Origin of the sequence: Micromonospora sp. NPDC005087 (assembly GCF_042872965.1) — a bacterium.
GTDB lineage: Bacteria > Actinomycetota > Actinomycetes > Mycobacteriales > Micromonosporaceae > Micromonospora.
On record NZ_JBIALB010000036.1, the window covers coordinates 12,767 to 28,963 of the forward strand.

At 68.9% G+C, this 16,197-nt stretch carries 20 protein-coding genes; 12 read left to right on the forward strand and 8 right to left on the reverse strand.

From position 1 onward, the window contains the following. The first annotated feature begins 21 nt into the window (after nt 1–21). Nucleotides 22–369: a winged helix-turn-helix domain-containing protein gene (locus ACFYPS_RS34745; RefSeq protein ID WP_354963299.1), complete on the forward strand. Its 348-nt coding sequence runs from the start codon at nt 22–24 to the stop codon at nt 367–369. A 136-nt stretch (nt 370–505) separates the two neighbouring features. On the opposite strand, the gene ACFYPS_RS34750 is transcribed toward ACFYPS_RS34745, so the two are convergent. Further along, the gene (locus ACFYPS_RS34750) at nt 506–1,153 is read right to left on the reverse strand and encodes a response regulator transcription factor (RefSeq protein WP_354962971.1); all 648 of its coding nucleotides are present in this window, start codon (nt 1,151–1,153) and stop codon (nt 506–508) included. After that, nucleotides 1,150–2,379 carry a sensor histidine kinase gene (locus ACFYPS_RS34755; RefSeq protein ID WP_354962970.1) on the reverse strand — a complete coding sequence of 410 codons (1,230 nt, stop codon included), beginning with the start codon at nt 2,377–2,379 and terminating at the stop codon, nt 1,150–1,152. The genes ACFYPS_RS34750 and ACFYPS_RS34755 overlap by 4 nt, the downstream gene beginning before the upstream one ends. Before the next feature lie 17 nt (nt 2,380–2,396). Here ACFYPS_RS34755 and ACFYPS_RS34760 point away from each other — a divergent pair, with 17 nt between their 5' ends. The 4 genes from ACFYPS_RS34760 to ACFYPS_RS34775 all read left to right on the forward strand — a co-directional run bounded on the left by ACFYPS_RS34760 (nt 2,397) and on the right by ACFYPS_RS34775 (nt 5,124). Beyond that, a complete protein-coding gene (locus ACFYPS_RS34760) occupies nt 2,397–2,990 on the forward strand; it encodes a CDP-alcohol phosphatidyltransferase family protein (RefSeq protein WP_354962969.1) in 594 nt (197 codons plus the stop codon). Beyond that, nucleotides 2,987–3,457, forward strand: a complete 471-nt coding sequence (locus ACFYPS_RS34765; protein ID WP_354962968.1) for a VTT domain-containing protein — start codon at nt 2,987–2,989, stop codon at nt 3,455–3,457. The genes ACFYPS_RS34760 and ACFYPS_RS34765 overlap by 4 nt, the downstream gene beginning before the upstream one ends. 64 nt (nt 3,458–3,521) lie before the next feature. After that, nucleotides 3,522–3,920 carry a nuclear transport factor 2 family protein gene (locus tag ACFYPS_RS34770; protein ID WP_354962967.1) on the forward strand — a complete coding sequence of 133 codons (399 nt, stop codon included), beginning with the start codon at nt 3,522–3,524 and terminating at the stop codon, nt 3,918–3,920. Nucleotides 3,921–4,188: 268 nt separating this feature from the next. Continuing rightward, nucleotides 4,189–5,124, forward strand: coding sequence for a hypothetical protein (locus ACFYPS_RS34775; protein WP_354962966.1), 936 nt, complete (start codon nt 4,189–4,191; stop codon nt 5,122–5,124). A gap of 70 nt (nt 5,125–5,194) precedes the next feature. On the opposite strand, the gene ACFYPS_RS34780 is transcribed toward ACFYPS_RS34775, so the two are convergent. Further along, a complete protein-coding gene (locus ACFYPS_RS34780; protein ID WP_354962965.1) occupies nt 5,195–5,650 on the reverse strand; it encodes an NUDIX domain-containing protein in 456 nt (151 codons plus the stop codon). Nucleotides 5,651–5,756: 106 nt separating this feature from the next. Beyond that, the gene (map, locus tag ACFYPS_RS34785) at nt 5,757–6,578 is read right to left on the reverse strand and encodes a type I methionyl aminopeptidase (protein ID WP_354962964.1); all 822 of its coding nucleotides are present in this window, start codon (nt 6,576–6,578) and stop codon (nt 5,757–5,759) included. Between the two features lie 103 nt (nt 6,579–6,681). Between map and ACFYPS_RS34790 the strand changes: the two genes are divergently transcribed. After that, complete coding sequence (locus ACFYPS_RS34790) at nt 6,682–6,948, forward strand: helix-turn-helix domain-containing protein (protein WP_089016955.1); 267 nt, start codon at nt 6,682–6,684, stop codon at nt 6,946–6,948. A 25-nt stretch (nt 6,949–6,973) separates the two neighbouring features. Here ACFYPS_RS34790 and eno read toward each other — a convergent pair whose 3' ends face one another. Continuing rightward, on the reverse strand, nt 6,974–8,239 hold the full coding sequence (eno, locus tag ACFYPS_RS34795) for a phosphopyruvate hydratase (RefSeq protein ID WP_354962963.1): 1,266 nt from the start codon (nt 8,237–8,239) through the stop codon (nt 6,974–6,976). Between the two features lie 117 nt (nt 8,240–8,356). On the opposite strand from eno, the gene ACFYPS_RS34800 reads away from it, so the two are divergent. Next, complete coding sequence (locus ACFYPS_RS34800) at nt 8,357–9,259, forward strand: MerR family transcriptional regulator (RefSeq protein ID WP_354962962.1); 903 nt, start codon at nt 8,357–8,359, stop codon at nt 9,257–9,259. Between the two features lie 286 nt (nt 9,260–9,545). After that, nucleotides 9,546–11,066: a non-reducing end alpha-L-arabinofuranosidase family hydrolase gene (locus tag ACFYPS_RS34805; RefSeq protein ID WP_354962961.1), complete on the forward strand. Its 1,521-nt coding sequence runs from the start codon at nt 9,546–9,548 to the stop codon at nt 11,064–11,066. A 51-nt stretch (nt 11,067–11,117) separates the two neighbouring features. Here ACFYPS_RS34805 and ACFYPS_RS34810 read toward each other — a convergent pair whose 3' ends face one another. Then, complete coding sequence (locus ACFYPS_RS34810; RefSeq protein ID WP_354962960.1) at nt 11,118–11,408, reverse strand: hypothetical protein; 291 nt, start codon at nt 11,406–11,408, stop codon at nt 11,118–11,120. Nucleotides 11,409–11,541: 133 nt separating this feature from the next. On the opposite strand from ACFYPS_RS34810, the gene ACFYPS_RS34815 reads away from it, so the two are divergent. Genes ACFYPS_RS34815 through ACFYPS_RS34825 form a run of 3 tightly spaced genes read left to right on the forward strand, consistent with a single transcriptional unit; the run spans nt 11,542 to nt 12,902 of the window. Then, the gene (locus ACFYPS_RS34815; RefSeq protein ID WP_354962959.1) at nt 11,542–11,751 is read left to right on the forward strand and encodes a hypothetical protein; all 210 of its coding nucleotides are present in this window, start codon (nt 11,542–11,544) and stop codon (nt 11,749–11,751) included. Between the two features lie 53 nt (nt 11,752–11,804). Beyond that, complete coding sequence (locus tag ACFYPS_RS34820) at nt 11,805–12,629, forward strand: rod shape-determining protein (protein ID WP_354962958.1); 825 nt, start codon at nt 11,805–11,807, stop codon at nt 12,627–12,629. A gap of 30 nt (nt 12,630–12,659) precedes the next feature. Then, nucleotides 12,660–12,902: a potassium transporter TrkA gene (locus tag ACFYPS_RS34825; protein ID WP_354962957.1), complete on the forward strand. Its 243-nt coding sequence runs from the start codon at nt 12,660–12,662 to the stop codon at nt 12,900–12,902. A 49-nt stretch (nt 12,903–12,951) separates the two neighbouring features. Here ACFYPS_RS34825 and ACFYPS_RS34830 read toward each other — a convergent pair whose 3' ends face one another. After that, nucleotides 12,952–13,548, reverse strand: a complete 597-nt coding sequence (locus ACFYPS_RS34830; RefSeq protein ID WP_354962956.1) for a TraR/DksA C4-type zinc finger protein — start codon at nt 13,546–13,548, stop codon at nt 12,952–12,954. 400 nt (nt 13,549–13,948) lie between these two features. Between ACFYPS_RS34830 and ACFYPS_RS34835 the strand changes: the two genes are divergently transcribed. Next, nucleotides 13,949–14,578 (forward strand): TetR/AcrR family transcriptional regulator, encoded by a 630-nt coding sequence (locus ACFYPS_RS34835; RefSeq protein ID WP_354962955.1) that lies wholly within the window; start codon nt 13,949–13,951, stop codon nt 14,576–14,578. A 33-nt stretch (nt 14,579–14,611) separates the two neighbouring features. Here the strand turns inward: ACFYPS_RS34835 and ACFYPS_RS34840 are convergent, their stop codons facing one another. Beyond that, entirely contained in the window at nt 14,612–16,102 is a 1,491-nt protein-coding gene (locus ACFYPS_RS34840; RefSeq protein WP_354962954.1) for a glycoside hydrolase family 15 protein, read from the reverse strand. Nucleotides 16,103–16,197 lie beyond the last annotated feature (95 nt).

Consider the following 16,197-nt stretch of genomic DNA (forward strand, 5'->3'; position numbering starts at 1 on the left):
GACGGTAGGGGGTTGCTGCTCGTGCCCTGCTACTTCAAGCGGCACGACAAGCCGATGGTGCTCGCCGATCCGCTGCTGCCACCGGTGTTGATCTATTCCATCCATCCACACGCCCGGGTGGTGTCGACGGCGGCTGCGGCCGGATCCCTGTCGGCGCTGGTGGGCGATACCCGGGCCGCCATCCTGGTGCTGACCGCCGAAGGCGGGACCACGTCGGAGATCGCCCACCGGCTCGACATCAGCGTCCCGTCGGCGAGCAGGCACCTGGCCGTGCTGCGCTCCTCGGGTCTGGTCACCAGTGCCCGCGACCGCAACGCCGTGCACCACACGCTCACCCCGCTGGGCCTGGCGCTGCTAAGCGCCGGATGACCCGGTAGATCGGGCGTCACTCCACCGGACGCGGGCGCTCCAGGCCGGGCTCCGGATTAACCTGGTCGATGTCAGCGGACAACCGACATGTCAGCATGCGATTGGATACGCCGAGCGAGACCGCTGCTGGTTCTTGTCAAGGTGCGAGGCCGGCCTGGATCGCCAGGATGGCGGCGCGTACGCGGTCGCGGCTGCCGGTCTTGGCCAGCACGTTGGTGACGTGGGTCTTGACGGTGCTCATGGATAGGTAGAGGCGTTCCGCGATCTCGTTGTTGTTGAGCCCGGCACCGATCAAGGCGAGCACGTCGGTCTCCCGAGCGGTCAGCTGGTAGGCGGCCAGTTCCACGCGGGTGGCCGGCCCGGTCGCGCGTACCCGGTCGAGTACGGCGCCGGTGACCTCGGCGGAGAGGATCGCCTCGCCGGCCGCGACGGTGCGCACCGCGGCGATCAGGTCGCGGGCGCTGCACCGCTTGAGCAGGAACCCGCGCGCGCCGGAGGCGATGGCGTCCAGGACGTAGGCGTCGTCGTCGAAGGTGGTTACGACGATTACGGCCGGGGCGTGCGGGATCGCGGCCAGTTCGCGGGTGGCCTGCAGGCCGTCGAGCACCGGCATGCGGATGTCGACGAGGGCGACGTCGATGCGGGAGTCGTGACGCACGGCTTCGAGCAACTGCCGGCCGTCGGCAGCCTCAGCTGCGACGTGGATGTCGGGTTGGGAACGCAGGATCAGGCTGAAGCCGTCGCGGACCAGCTGCTGGTCGTCGGCAATCGCGACACGGATCACGGTGTCGCCACCGGCAGGTTGGCCTGCATCAGGGTGCCGCCGCCGGAGCGTTGGCTCAGCTCCCAGCTCCCACCGCGTGCGCGCACGCGCTCCTCGATGCCGAGCAGGCCCGAGCCGCGCGTGGGTGCATGGGGTGGCCCGATGCCGTCGTCGCTGACCCGCAGACGGACGTGGTCGCCGACGCGGACCAGTTCGACCCAGGCGGCCGTGGCTTTCGCGTGGCGGGCGATATTGGTGAGGGCCTCTTGGGCGATCCGGTAGGCGGTCAACACGCCGATCTCGTCCAGGCCGGGCTCAGCGTCCAAGCGTACCTGCACCGTCACGCCCTGCTGGCGCAGCGGCTGCGCGAGCAGCTCGTCGATGTCGGACAGGCGTGGCGGCGCGGTCACCGCGATCGCCGCGTTCGGATCGCGCAGGTGCACGACGAGCGTATCGAGCTCACTCAGTGCGGTGCGTCCGCTGCCCGCGATCGCCTGCAGCGCCGCCCCGGGGTCGTCGCTGAGCTGCCCCGCCTCGGCCTGAACCACCATCGCGGTGACGTGGTGGCCGACCACGTCATGCAGCTCGCGGGCCAGGTTTGTGCGCTGCTCGAGCCAGGCCGCCTGGCCGCGCAGCTCGCCTGTCTCCTGAGCGAGGGCGTAGCCGCGTGACCACGACCGCAACAGGGTCGCCAGGAGGTAGCCGGCCGCCACGAAGACGAACGGCTGCTCGTACAGCCCCCGCTGGTTGATCAGCGCGGTAGCGAGGGCGCCGACCGCGCCGATCAAGCCACCCACCCACCCCAGCCACGGGCGTCGGGCCGGGTCTTCGCAGATCGAGACGAACACGAGGCCGGCGGCCGCGAGGCCCAACTGCACCGACTCTCCGGTGCTCACCATCGCCACGAACCCGGCGGAGACCGCGAAGACCAGGGCCCGGTAGCGGGGCCGCAGCGTCATGGCCACGAGGCCGACGGGCAGTACCAGCCACGCCCAGCCCGCCGGCACGGACAGGCCCCCCTCGACGGTCGTGACGACGACGGCGACGATCAAGCCCGCCACTCCGTAAGCGAGCCGGCGCACTCGCTCGGGGTCGCGCAACCATTCCCGGATACCAGTCATCACCTGCACAGTCTCTGCGACCAGCGCGTTAACCGGCCAGGTACCCAGGTACCAGATCGGCCGGCACCCCGGTGCCACCCCCGCGACCAGATCGGCACCGCGGCACGTTCCGCCCGGAACGCTCACAGCACGACGCTGCAGGGGTGACTCTTGTTGACTCCCGCACCGCCATCAACGTCGGCCCTCTTCGTACGGTTCCCAACTACATCACCGTCATCCGCACGGTCGCCGCTGTCACCGTCGGTGTCGCCGCCCTCGTCGCCGGCTCAGTGGTACTGCTGGCGGTGGCGTACGGAATTTACTGGCTCGGCGACGTGCTCGACGGCTGGGCCGCCCGCCGGCTCGGACAGGAGACCCGGGCGGGGGCCGTCCTCGATATCGTGAGCGACCGCGCGTGCACCGCGGTGCTCTGCGTAGGTCTGGTCTCACTCGTACCCGATGTCGCGGTCGTGGCCCTGGTGTTTCTGCTCTCGTTCCTGGTGCTGGACACCATGCTGTCGCTGGCGTTCCTGTGCTGGCCCGTGATCAGCCCCAACTACTTCTATCTGGTTGACCGGCGGGTATGGGCGTTGAACTGGTCACCCCTGGCCAAGGCCGCCAACACCGCCGGGGTTGTCGGCGCCGTCGCGTTCGGGCAGCACCGGCTGGCGCTGGCCGTCGCCGTCGCCGTCGTCGCGGTCAAGCTGTGGTCAGCCGCAGCGGTGGTCCGCCTGCTCGAACGGGACGGCCGGGCGTGAGCAGCCTCGCCGAGGTGGCGGTGGCGCTCGGGTACGGTCTCGCCTCGGCGCTCGTCCCGGTCGTCAACGCCGAGGCGTACGCCGTGGTCGCCGGGCAACGTGGCGGCCACGCTCTGGTCGCCGTACTCGCTCTGGGGCTCGGGCAAACCGCCGGCAAACTGCTCCTGTTCGAAGCTGCGCGTCACGGAACGGGGCGGCTGGCCCAGAAGCTCGCGCACCGGAGCCGATCAGGTCGCGCGGCGGCCCGGGCCGCTCGTTGGGCCGGGCGGATCCGGCGCTGGCTCTCCCGCCGCCGCACCGCCGTTCCGACGGTGCTCGTCTCCGCCACGGTCGGGGTTCCACCGTTGGCCGTAGTCAGCCTCGCCGCCGGCACCGCAGGCCTTCGACGCTGGGAGTTCGCCGTCGCGTGCCTGCTCGGCCGGGTGATCCGTTTCGCCCTCCTCGCCCTGCCAGCGGCGCTGGCCTAACCCCCGCTTGACTCGACGAGTACTGGCGTCCGGCGGCGGGAGCAAAACCCCGTACCCTGGCGCGGTGATCGACTTTCGCGCGGCGGTTGAAGCACGCGACCTCGACGCCGTCGCGGCGGCCCTGGCCGACAACGTGGTGTTTCGCAGCCCGGTGGCGTTCAAGCCCTATCCGGGCAAGGCGATCACCGCGGCGATCCTGCGCGGCGTGCTGCGGGTGTTCGAGGACTTCCGGTACGTCCGTGAGCTGAGCGGCGACGGCGGTCGCGATCACGCGCTGGTGTTCGAGGCGCGGATGGGCGACGTCGCCGTCGAGGGCTGCGACTTCCTGCACCTGGACGAAAGCGGCCTGATCGATGAGTTCACGGTCATGGTTCGTCCGCTGTCCGCCGCACAGGCCCTGGCCGCCGCGATAGCCGCCCAATTCGAGCAGATCCAGCGTGAGGCCACCGCCGGCCAGTCGTAGGCACTCGTCGGAGGGGGCACGACGACGCCGGTGCGGGGAGATCGGGCCACATGACGACATGCGCGACCGGGACACGTGACGGGCATTAACGCTTTTGCTGCCGGACCCCTCGGGCGTCACGCAACGTCCTCCAGACGGTGAGTGGCCAGGACGCCGAGGCACCGGGGTACGCGCGTCCGGCGGCATGCTCGCTGGTCCCTCCTGCGAGGGAGTGCCTTCCCCTGCCGGCGGGGGCCGCCCGCGCCCGGGCGCCGGGAGGATCGGGTGCATGAACACATCGGCATCGACCGCTCGCAGGAGCGGCCACGGCCTGACGTACGCAGTGCTCGGCTGGGCCGTGGCATACGGGGGCGTACGTCTGGCGTGGACCGTGGGCGAGGCTCCGGAGTTCGGGCAGTTCGGGTCGGACCTGGTCGGTTTCACCGGCTGGCGGTCAGTGGCGTTGTGCGTGGCCGCGGGCGTCCTGGCGGTTGCTCTGGACCGGGCGGCGACATGGCGGCCGGCGCTTGCGGGAGCCGCCTGGACGGTCGCGGGGGCACTGGTCGCGGCAGCCGCGATTCTGCTGCCGGAGTTGGTGGGCTTCCTGCTGTTCACGGTCGGCCCGTACTTCGACCCGGTGGCGTTCGCCAGCCGGCTCGGTTGTGTCACCGGAGCGGTTCTGCTCGGTCTGGCCACCGCTCGCTATCAGCGGCGTACCCGGGGCGACTGTCCGGACTGCTGCCGGACGGTCCGACCGGGCCCGCGGCGCTCAGCACCCGCGCGGTGGGCGCGCTGGGCCGCGTACGCCGCAGTCGCCGGCCTCGTCACCCGCTTCGCGGCCCAGGTCGTGGTGGGATTCGACGGACTCACGCACGACGCCTCCGTGATCGGGCTGGAGATCGGCCTGTTGCTGGCCGGAGTGCTGCTGCCGCTGGCACTGGTACACCGCTGGGGCGAGATCTGGCCGGGGTGGGTGCCGCTGCTCGCCGGCCGCACGATCCCTCGTCTGCTGCTGCTGGTGCCCGGCTTCGGGCTCGGGGCGGGCCTTGTGGCCTACTTCGGTATGGGGCTGTTGCAGTTGACGTCAGGGTCGATCAGCCAGTTCTCCGACACGTTCCTCTGGGTGGCGATGTCGGCGTACTGCATCCTGGGGCTCGGACTCCTCGCGGCGTCAAGCGACTACCACCTGCGCACCCGCGGTGCGTGCGGGGCCTGCGGCCGGTGACCGGTTCTACTCGGGCCAGCACCAGGGGATGGCGGCCCCTTCAGCGGGGGAGCGTCGGCACGGCCGGGCCTCAGTGCTGAACGAGACCGCCGACCGGGACGGAGGCGACGTGGCCGGATACCGGAAGGGTCTGCGCCAGTGCGAGACCAACGTCGACAAGCGACGATCGGCGTAGGCGAGCTACGTCGTGGATCGGAGTCCAGATCGATTCGGCGGTTTCGCCGTTCGGCTCGGGCCGGAGGGCGCCACCGGTGATACGGACTCGGTAGAAGATGCCGACATTCTGGTGCTCGGTCCCTAACCGCGCCTCGGCAGCGGGAATCACTCTCGAGTCCACACCCAGCAGGCGTTCGACCACCGCGTCGCAGCCGGTCTCCTCGGCGACCTCACGGATCACCGCGTCGAACGGATCCTCCGCGTGCTCGACCATGCCGCCGGGGAGGGTCCAGTGCGTGTCTCCCGTCGGTGGCACGTAACGGGCGAGCAGTACCCGTTCGTCCTCGATGCACACGGCGTACGCCGCCAACCGAAAACTCATCCTCGGACCTCCCGCCCAGACCCTAGCGCCCGTCGACCGGCTCGTCGGCGGCGAGCTTGAGCCAGCGGTGCAGGCACTCCGCATGCGGCGCCCGTCAGGACGTCGCGACCGACTGCCCGCTGCGGTTGCCCGTGCCTGTGGCGTGCCCGGGGCGGCGGGTGAGCACCCGGGGGCCGGCCTCGGTGATCGCGATGGTGTGCTCGGAGTGGGCCGTGCGCGAGCCGTCCGCGGACCGGATCGTCCACCCGTCCTCATCAAACTTGATCTTGTCGGTGCTGCGGCAGAACCACGGCTCGATCGCGATCGTCAGGCCGGGCTTGAGCTTCATGCCCCGGCCGGGGCGGCCGTTGTTGGGCACGTGTGGGGCGTCCTCATGCATGGTGCGGCCGATGCCGTGCCCGCCGAATTCGGTGTTGACCTGGTAGCCGTAGCGGCGGGCGACTCCGCCGATGGCGGCGGATATGTCGCCGAGCTGGTTGCCCGGCCGCGCGGCGTCGATTGCGGCCTCCAGAGCGACCTCGGTGGCCTCGATCAGCTTCAGGTCATCCGCAGAGGGGGTGCCGACGATGACGGACAGTGCGGAGTCGGCGACCCAGCCGTCGATCCCGACCGCCATGTCGATGCTCAGCAGGTCACCGTCACGCAGGGCGTAGTCGTGCGGCAGGCCGTGCAGCACGGCGTCGTTGACCGAGAGGCACAGGACGTTGCGGAACGGTCCGCGGCCGAACGTCGGCGTGTAGTCCCAGTAGCAGGACTCGGCGCCACGCTCCTTGATCCGGCGGCGGGCGTGGTGCTCGAGGTCCATCAGGTTGACCCCGACGGCGGCGACCTCACGCAGCTCCGCCAGCAGCTCGCCGACGAACTGGCCGGCCACGGCCATCCGTCCGATCTCCTCCGGGGACTTAAGCTCGATCACGACCAACCCTTCCTCTCGGTAGCGGTATATTTATACCACGCTGGTCGGGGGTGTCCGCCGGGTCGGCGTTGCCGGTCCGAGAAGGCGGATCTATCCTGCTCACATGGTTCGCCCACCGCTCACACCGGAACAGATCGCAGCGGGGCAACGTCTCGGGGCGGCGCTTCGGGTCGCGCGAGGTGGCCGCAGCCTCGTCGAGGTGGCCCTGGCGGCCGGCATCTCGCCGGAGACGCTGCGCAAGATCGAGGTGGGTCGGCTCCCGGCACCCGCGTTCGGCACCGTGGTCTGCCTCAGCGAGGTCCTCGGCGTCGCGCTCAGCGACCTGGCCGAGGTGTGGCTGGCCGACCTGCGCGTCCGCGAAGCGTCCTGAGGACCTGTCCGGCTGAGCCCACACCTCAGCGGCGGCCCGGATAGAGCGCGCGGGCACCGAGCTCTTCCTCGATGCGGATGAGCTGGTTGTACTTCGCCGTCCGGTCCGAGCGTGACAGCGAACCTGTCTTGATCTGACCGCAGCTGACGCCCACCGCCAGGTCCGCGATCGTGGTGTCCTCGGTCTCGCCGGATCGGTGCGACATCACCACCCGGTAGCCCGCCTTGTGGGCGGCATCCACCGTCGCGAGGGTTTCGGTGAGGGTGCCGATCTGGTTGACCTTGACCAGGATCGCGTTGGCGTAACCGTCTTCGATGCCGTCGCGCAGCCGATTGACATCGGTGCAGAAGACGTCGTCGCCGACCAGTTGGACCCGGTCGCCGGCCAGGGCCGTGAGCCGCTTCCAGCCGGCGAAGTCGTCCTCGGCCATCGGGTCCTCGATCGAGCTGATCGGGTACCGGGAGACCAGGTCGAGGAGGTAGTCGACGTGCTCCTCCATGGTCCGGGTACGGCCCTCGCCGGCGTACTCGTAGACGCCGTCCCGGTAGAACTCCGAGCTGGCCGGGTCCAGGCAGATGGTGATGTCCTGGCCAGGCTCGTAGCCGGAGTCCTCGATGGCGCGCAGCACGAACCGCAGTGCCTCGTCGGCGGTCGCGAAGTTCGGCGCGAAGCCGCCCTCGTCGCCGACGTTGGTGCTGTGCCCGGCCGCGGCCAGGGATCGGCGCAGGGTGTGGAACACCTCGGAGCCCATCCGCACGGCCTCGAAGAAGTTCGCCGCACCGACCGGAGCGATCATGAACTCCTGGAAGTCGAGCGGGTTGTCGGCGTGCGCCCCACCATTGATGATGTTCATCATCGGCACCGGCAGCAGGCGGGCACCTACCCCACCCACGTAGCGGTAGAGCGGCTGGCGATGGGCAAGGGCCGCGGCCTTCGCCGTGGCGAGGGAGACGCCCAGAATGGCGTTCGCGCCGAGACGGCCCTTGTCCTTCGTGCCGTCCAGCTCGATCATCGTCTCGTCGACCAGCGCCTGGTCCTCCGCATCGAGACCGAGCACCGCCTCGGCGATCTCCCCGGTGACCGCGGCGACGGCGTTGCTGACGCCCTTGCCATGGAAACGTCCCGGGTCGCCGTCACGCAGTTCGACCGCCTCGTTCGCCCCGGTCGACGCGCCGGACGGCACGGTGGCCCGGCCGGCCGAGCCGTCCGCCAGGACCACATCCACCTCGACAGTGGGGTTGCCACGGCTGTCCAGGACCTGTCGACCGATCACCCGGCTGATAGCTGTCATCACGTACTCCCTGTTCTCGCCTGTCTACGGGGCCAGACTGACAGAGAAATGCGGTCCCGCCACCGCGACGATGAACACCTTGACCTGCACCTTGAGGTGCGGGTTTAGGGTTGTCGGATGCGAGTGGGTGAGCTGGCACGCCGCACTGGGACGACTGTGCGTGCCCTGCGGTATTACGAGTCGGCCGGGCTGGTCGTGCCACGGCGGCTGAGCAACGGCTATCGCGACTACGAGCCGATCGCCCTACGCCTGGTCGCGCAGATTCGCGAGCTCATGGCGCTGGGTCTCACCGTCGAGGAGACCCGCCCGTTCGTCGAGTCGATCACCGACGGGTCTGACGACGCGGATGTGTGCGCGGCGGCACTGGCGACGTATCGGAGCACCGTCGACGCTGTCCAGGAACGTATCGGCAAGTTGACCGCCCAGCGCGACGCCCTCGACGCGCGCCTCGACGCAGCCGCGAGTCAGGTGGTGACCGGTGGCCCGGCCGCTGGCGCCAACCCCGCAGGCCTGGTTGGCACGCCTCTGCCGCCGCTGAGCTTCTACGCCACCGACGGTCGGCCGGTCGATCTCGGCGCCCTCGGCCCTGGACGCAGCGTCATATTCATCTATCCACTCAGCGGGCGACCGGGTGTCGACCTGCCCAGGAGCCTGCTGGAGATCCCCGGCGCGCGGGGCGGCACCGAGCAGGCCACCTGGCTCCGCGACCACCACACGGAGATCCTCAGCGCTGGAGTGGCGCGCGTCTACGGGCTGTCCGCACAGTCAACCGGCTACCAGCGTGAACTGGTGCACCGGCTCCGCCTGCCGTACCCCCTGATACCCGATCCGCGGCTGACCCTGGCCGCCGAGCTCGGGCTGCCCACCTTCACGGCCGGCGATATGACGCTCTACGAGCGGCTGACACTGATCGTCACCGACGAGGTGGTCGAGCACGTGTTCCACCCGATCCCGGAGCCCGCGTCCCACGCACTGGACGTCATGCGGTGGCTCACCAAACGGCGCCCGACTGTCCGGTAAGGCGCAGCCATCGGCGCGTCCCGACCAGGGGCGTTGATCAGCAACGCTGGTCCCGGAAATTGCGGCTTGACCAATGGCATGTTATCGCTCACAGTCGATGTCTGGGGACGACGGCACCTGCGGCTTACCGGGCGAGCCTGCTTCGTCGACCTCGAATCATCGCGTGCGCCAGGGCATGCCGACGTCTTGTTAGCGCTGACACCTCCGACGTCTACGCCCGGCCACGCGTCCCGGTCCGCCAATCTCCCGGCAGACCGGTACGGCTCCTGGTCATTGGAGGAAGATCATGTCTGCCCTTGGTAGGTCTTCATCTCCCGCGCCGCCGTCGCGGCGGCGCGGAACATTGCTACGGGTCGTCGCCGCTGGCGTGCTGGCGGTGGTGGTCGGTGGTGCCGCCGCGGCGGTGGTGTCGACGCCCGCCGCCGCGGCGACGGTCGACACGAGCGCCTGGTACGTGTTGATCAACCGCAACAGTGGCAAGGCGTTGGACGTGTACAACCTGGCCACGAATGACGGTGCGCGGATCGTGCAGTGGGCGCGGAACAACGGCAATCAGCAGCAGTGGCAGTTCGTGGACTCCGGTGGTGGCTACTACCGGTTGCGGTCGCGGCTGTCGGGCAAGGTGCTGGACGTCTACAACTTCTCGACCGCCAACGGTGCGAGCATCGTGCAGTGGAGTGACGGTAACGGGGTCAACCAGCAGTTCCGGTTGGCCGACTCCGACGGTGGCTACGTCCGGTTGATCAACCGGAACAGCAACAAGGTGGTGGAGGTGCAGGGCGCCTCGACCGCCGACGGCGGGAGCATCGTGCAGTACGACGACTGGAACGGCAACAACCAGCAGTGGCAACTCGTCCGCGTCGACGGCGGGGGCAACCCGACCACGCCGCCGCCGGGCACGTGCGCTCTGCCGTCGACGTACCGCTGGGCCTCGACGGGCTCGCTGGCCAACCCGAAGTCGGGGTGGGTCTCGCTCAAGGACTTCACCTACGCCCCCTACAACGGCCGGCACCTGGTCTACGCGACGACGCACGACACCGGGACCAGGTGGGGTTCGATGAATTTCGGCCTCTTCACCAACTGGTCCGACATGGCCTCGGCCAGCCAGAACACGATGTCCTTCTCCACCGTTGCGCCCACGCTCTTCTACTTCGCCCCGAGGAACATCTGGGTGCTTGCCTATCAGTGGGGTGGGACCGCTTTCTCCTACCGGACGTCGAGCGACCCCACCAATGCGAATGGGTGGTCGTCGGAGCAGGTGCTCTTCTCCGGAAGCATTTCCGGCTCGGGTACGGGACCGATCGATCAGGCACTGATCGGTGACAGCACGAACATGTACCTGTTCTTCGCCGGGGACAACGGGAAGATCTACCGGGCCAGCATGCCCATCGGAAACTTCCCGGGCAGTTTCGGCTCGACGTCAACGGTGATCATGAGCGACACGACGAACAACCTGTTCGAAGCCGTTCAGGTCTACAAGCTTCAGGGCCAGAACCGGTACCTCATGCTCGTCGAGGCGATCGGCTCGCAGGGACACTACTTTCGCTCGTTCACGGCCACCAGCCTGGGCGGTTCGTGGACACCGCAGGCCGCGACCGAGAGCAACCCCTTCGCCGGCAAGGCCGACAGTGGCGCCACCTGGACCAACGACATCAGCCACGGTGAACTGGTTCGCGGCAACGCCGATCAGACCATGACCGTTGATCCCTGCAATCTGCAGTTGCTCTACCAGGGACGATCCCCCAGCTCCGGCGGCGACTACGGCCTCCTACCGTACCGGCCGGGCCTGCTGACACTGCAGCGCTGAGGTGAACGGGCGGGCTCGGTGCGAAGCCGAGCCCGCTGCCCTGGGTGCTCATCAATCGGCGCGGGCGCGCAGGACGAAGCCCACGGCGATTGTCCCCAGAACCAGAACGATGTAGAGGATCACCAGCGCCCTGCCCCGCCGTCGCTGCCGCACCGGTTCCGAGCCGGTCCGCTCAGAGCCGCGGGCAACGGCTGAGCTCAACTGCTCGAAACCCGCTACCTCCCCGGCTGGCGTCAACCAACTCGTCTCCTCCACATGCGGCAACGGTGGTGGACCGGAGACGTCCTGTGTCTCGTAGAGAGGTTCTATGCGCGGCGGCAGCCGACGGAACCGGTTGTCCATGCCACGACTGTGGCAGAGGCTGTAAAGCCGGGCCGATGCCAGTGAACGAGCGTGCACTGGTGACTGCCCGAGCCGTGGCAGTCACATGGTGCGAATGTGGCCGACACGCTGGGCGACGGCTATGGTTTGCGGCATGCAGGACCGGCGCACTTCTCGGCGCGTCGGCGAGCGGATGCCGCTGCCGACGATGCTGCTGCTTGCCGTCCTCGTGATGGTGCTCTCGGCCACCCGGTCGATCGGCCTGTGCATCGTGTTCCGCTCCGCACGGCGGGCGATCCCCGGTTGCGTGCCTGCCTGGTCGGCGGATCGTGCTCCGCCGCACCACGCGCGCGCCTTCGCCTGACCCACTCGCCCCGGCCCGCGCCGGTCCCCGCCTGGGAGCATCATGCCCACTTCGTGCGTTCCCGCATACCCGCTTCCGCCCTCGACACCTCCCGCCACCCAGATGCCGGGGCGGTGCACATGCTGACCCCCGGCGCGTACGCCCGCCCGGGCGTACGGCATCCTCTCGCTCTCGACCTGGGCACGTCGACCGTGCGGCTCTGGAGCCCGACGCGCGGTGCGGTCGTCACCGCACCGGCCGTCATCGCGCCGGGACCGTCCGGACGGCATCTCGTCGGTCACGCCGCGCTGGATGCGGTCGCCTCTACCGCCGGGAAACTCACCTGGCCGGTTCGTGACGGCGTGGTGGACAACTTCTTCGCCTGCGTGTACCTGCTGCGGGTGCTCAGCGCCGCCACCGGTCGGCCCAGCGATGACGAATCCCCGGTCCTGGTCGGCGTCCCGGCCACCGCGACGGCGCGGCAGAAGAACACCCTGATCGCGGTGGTACGTCGGGCAACCGGCGGGCGGGTCGCCGTGGTCGAGGAACCACTCGCGGCGGCGCTTGCCTGCCGTCCCGGACCCGACTCCGACGACGTGCTGGCCGTGGACATCGGCGACGGGCGTACAGAGGTCGCCCGCATCACCGACGGGACGGTCGTGGCCGCCGAACGCGCGGACGTGACCAACACGGTTGATCAGATCCCGGCGATCGCCGCTTGCGTGCGACGCCTGAACGCCGGACCGCAACTGGTCCGGCGGTTGCTGCTCACCGGTGGCGGTGCCACTCATCCGGATCTCGCCGCCCGGCTGGCCGCCATGACCGGCCGCACCGTGACCATGCCCGCCGAACCGCACCTTGCCACGCTCGCCGGCCTGCGCCTGCTGTTGACCCGCTGAGCCGTTTCGCCGCTTGCTTCTGGAGTCGTCATGAATGTCGAACTGACCCCGCTGCCCGGTATCGGGTTACGCCGCATGTTCACCACCGCCGAAGGCCGCCGCGTCGGCGTGGTCACGCACCATTCAAGCGGCCGGCGCGATCTCGTCTACGAGTCCCACGACGATCCCGACGCCACCTGCAGCCTCACCCTGACCCGATCCGAGGCCATAGCCCTCGCCGGGCTCCTGGGCATCCTCGACGTCGTCGATGTCGCGGAACTGTCTCGCGCGTAGGACCTGTGGCTGCCGTGCCACCTGTGCGGCACGGCAGCCACATCCGGTGTCACCTGTTGTGCTTTTCCTGGCACGGCACGCAGAAGCGAGCGTGCGGGAGAACCTCGAGCCGCTCGGCCGGGATGTTCTTGCTGCACTTCTGGCAGGCACCGTAGGTGCCGTCGGTGATCCGGTTCAGCGCACCCGTGATCTGTTCGATGTTGCGGCGGGTGGCCGCCAGCAGCGCGGCCTGGTTGTGGGCCTCGCTGGGGTCGCCGGTGTCCGCGTTGAGCTCGGTCAGTTCCCGCAGCCGAGCCGTCTGTGTGGCGAAATCGTCCGCCAGGGACGCTCGCAGATCAGCCAGCCAACGCTGGTCGACAGTTCGATGATCGACGCTCATGGTCTGCCCTTCAAAAGGAACGGAAAAAGAAAAAGGGCCGAAGCTTGAATAGCTTCGCCCTGGCGGTCGTTCTGGGTGCAACGATTCCGCGGGAGGGCCTCGGTTGGTTCGCGCCGGGCTCGACAGCCTGTACGTGGGCGCGATGTGCGTTGTGCGGACAACCGGCACTCGCATCCCGGCCATACGGCGCGCCGCCGTCGCCACGTGGACAGCGCCGACTGCCGTCACATCTGTGACGGCAGGCGAGCGGAACGTCACCGGCGGCATGCCTCCACCATAGGGCGATATTGCCCTAAAGCCAACGCCGTCCGACAGATGATCACCGCAGCGGGCAGTCCGTGATCGGACCGGCGTGATCTTGTTGCCGTGCCGCCTGGGACAAACCTGGCGTGGCCTCGGAAGTCTCAGCCAGTCGGCGGCGTACGGGCATGACCACGACCCACTCGCCGCGCCGTTCGTCGAATCCGGGCGGGCCGGAAAATGGGCGTACGACATCGACGATGGCAATGGGCTGGATTTCGCTGATCTTGGCCTTGGGCGAGTGCCGGCTACCACCCGGTGACCAGGGGCTCGTTGAGCCAGCGCGTACCGGCACCGTGCCCCCGGCCGGTCGGCGCGTGGGTCATCAAATCGGACGATTCGCGTCCGTTTATGGTAGGTTCTGGGGATGTCTGACCTGGACCCGGAGCAGGGCGTCCGCGCGGACGCCCGGCGCAACCGACGCCAGCTGATCGCGGCGACGCGGGAGGCGATCGCCTCCCGCGGGCTCGACGTCTCGGCTCTGGACATCGCGACGGCGGCGGGCGTGGGGGTGGGCACCCTGTACCGGCGCTTCGGCACCAAGGAAGCGCTGCTCGACCACGCGGTGCTCGGCCTCTACGACGAGCTCTGCGGCACGGCGCAGGTCTGTCTGGAGCGCCCCGATCCATGGGAGGGCCTGGCGGAGTTCGTGATGGAGTTGGCCGGAGCGCACCGGGACAGCCGCGGACTGGCCGAGGTCACCGCGGCGTGCGAAAGGCCGCCGTCGCCCGAGCTCGCACAGCGGACCACCGCACTGCAGGACGCTGTCGCGCGGCTGACCGAGCGGGCGCGCGCCGCAGGTGCCCTACGTGACGACGTGACCTGGCAGGACATCCTGATCTTCTCGCGGGCGGCGTTGGACACCGACCACTGCCTCGGCGTCGACGCGGGACCCGACGGGTGGCGTCGAGTCGTCACCATCCTGCTCGACGGGATACGCGCCCCCGGGCGAACCTCACTTGAGGGGCCGGCGCCGCACGTCCACGGGACAGGATGACGGACCTCGCGTGGGGTGAGCTGCGACGCCCCGTCACGCCTGCTTTCTTTGGCGGTCGAGGAGTTGGTCCAGGGCGGCCGCGGTGTTGATGAGGGAAAGGTGGCTGAACGCCTGGGGAAAGTTGCCGGTCTGCTCGCCGCTTGAAGCGATCTCTTCGGCGTAGAGGCCCAGGTGGCTACTGAAGGTCAGCATCTTCTCGAAGGCGAGGCGGGCGTCGTCAAGCCGTCCGGCGCATGCGAGGGCTTCCACGTACCAGAAGGTGCACATGTTGAATGTGCCTTCGTCGCCGGGTAGCCCGTCGGGGGAGGCGGCCGGGTCGTATCGGTAGACAAGGCTGTCGGAGACCAGTTCGTCCTCGATCGCGCGGAGTGTGGACTGCCACATCGGATCGGTCGGCGTCACCAAGCCGACGGACGGCATGGTGAGTAGCGCGGCGTCGAGAACGGACTCCCCATAGCTCTGGACGAAGGAACGGCGACTGGGGTCGTAGCCGTACCCCATGATCTGATTGTAGATGGCGTCTCGTTGCTGGCCCCAGCGGATGGTGTTGCCGGGGCGGCCGTGTCGTGCGGCGAGGCGGATGGCGCGGTCGAAAGCCACCCAGGACATCATCCGGGTGTAGGTGTAGTTGCGGGGGTGCCCTCGGCTCTCCCAGATACCGGCGTCGGGCTGGTTCCAGTTGTCGCAGAGCCAGTCGACGACTTTGGCGGTGCAGCGCCAGACCTCGTGTGAGGCGCGGATGCCTTGTTCGTCGGCGACGTGCATCGCGTACAGCACCTCACCGTGGATATCGAGCTGCAACTGGTCGGTGGCGCTGTTGCCGACACGGACAGGGCCGGAGCCGCGGTAACCCTCGAAGGTGTCGAGTATCTCGTCAGGCGGAACCGGCGTACCGTCGACGCGGTACATGATCTTCAGCGGGACGTCGTTGTCGCCGGCTTCGTGGACGCGCTCGTCGAGCCACTCCGTGTACCGGCTGGCCTCCTCGGTGAACCCGAGCCCCAGGAGAGCGTGTACCGAGAATGAGGTATCGCGGATCCAGGTGTAGCGGTAGTCCCAGTTCCGGGTGCCGCCAACCTTCTCCGGTAGCGCGGCGGTCGGGGCCGCGATCATGGCGCCGGTGGGTGCGTACGTCATGAGTTTGAGGGTGATGGCGGAGCGCGCGACCATCTCGCGCCAGCGTCCACTGTAGCTGGAGCGGCCGAGCCAGCGGCGCCAGTAGTCGTGGGTCTGCTGGAACATCGACTCGACCTCGTCAGGGGGGATGGCGCGGGGTCCGTGGGTGGAGGCGGTCTCCACAACCATCCCGCCGGTGTCGCCCTGACCCAACGTGGCGAACATGAGCAGGTCGTTGCAGATGTCGTGGATGTCGGAGTCGTCCACGAACCGCTCGACCGGGTGGACCGCATTGACGGTGAGTGTCATTGCGGAGCTGCGGAAGGCGGCGCCCTCGGCCCGCAACTCCAGATCGTGGTGGGTGCGGCCGTAGTTGAAACGAGGTCGACATTCGATGCGGAACCGCATACTGAAGTGATCTCAACAAGATTCGGGTAGGTAGCGGTACTCGAAGTGCGTGAGATGAAGTGCGGCGCGGACGGTCGCGCCCATTCTGCCGGGGC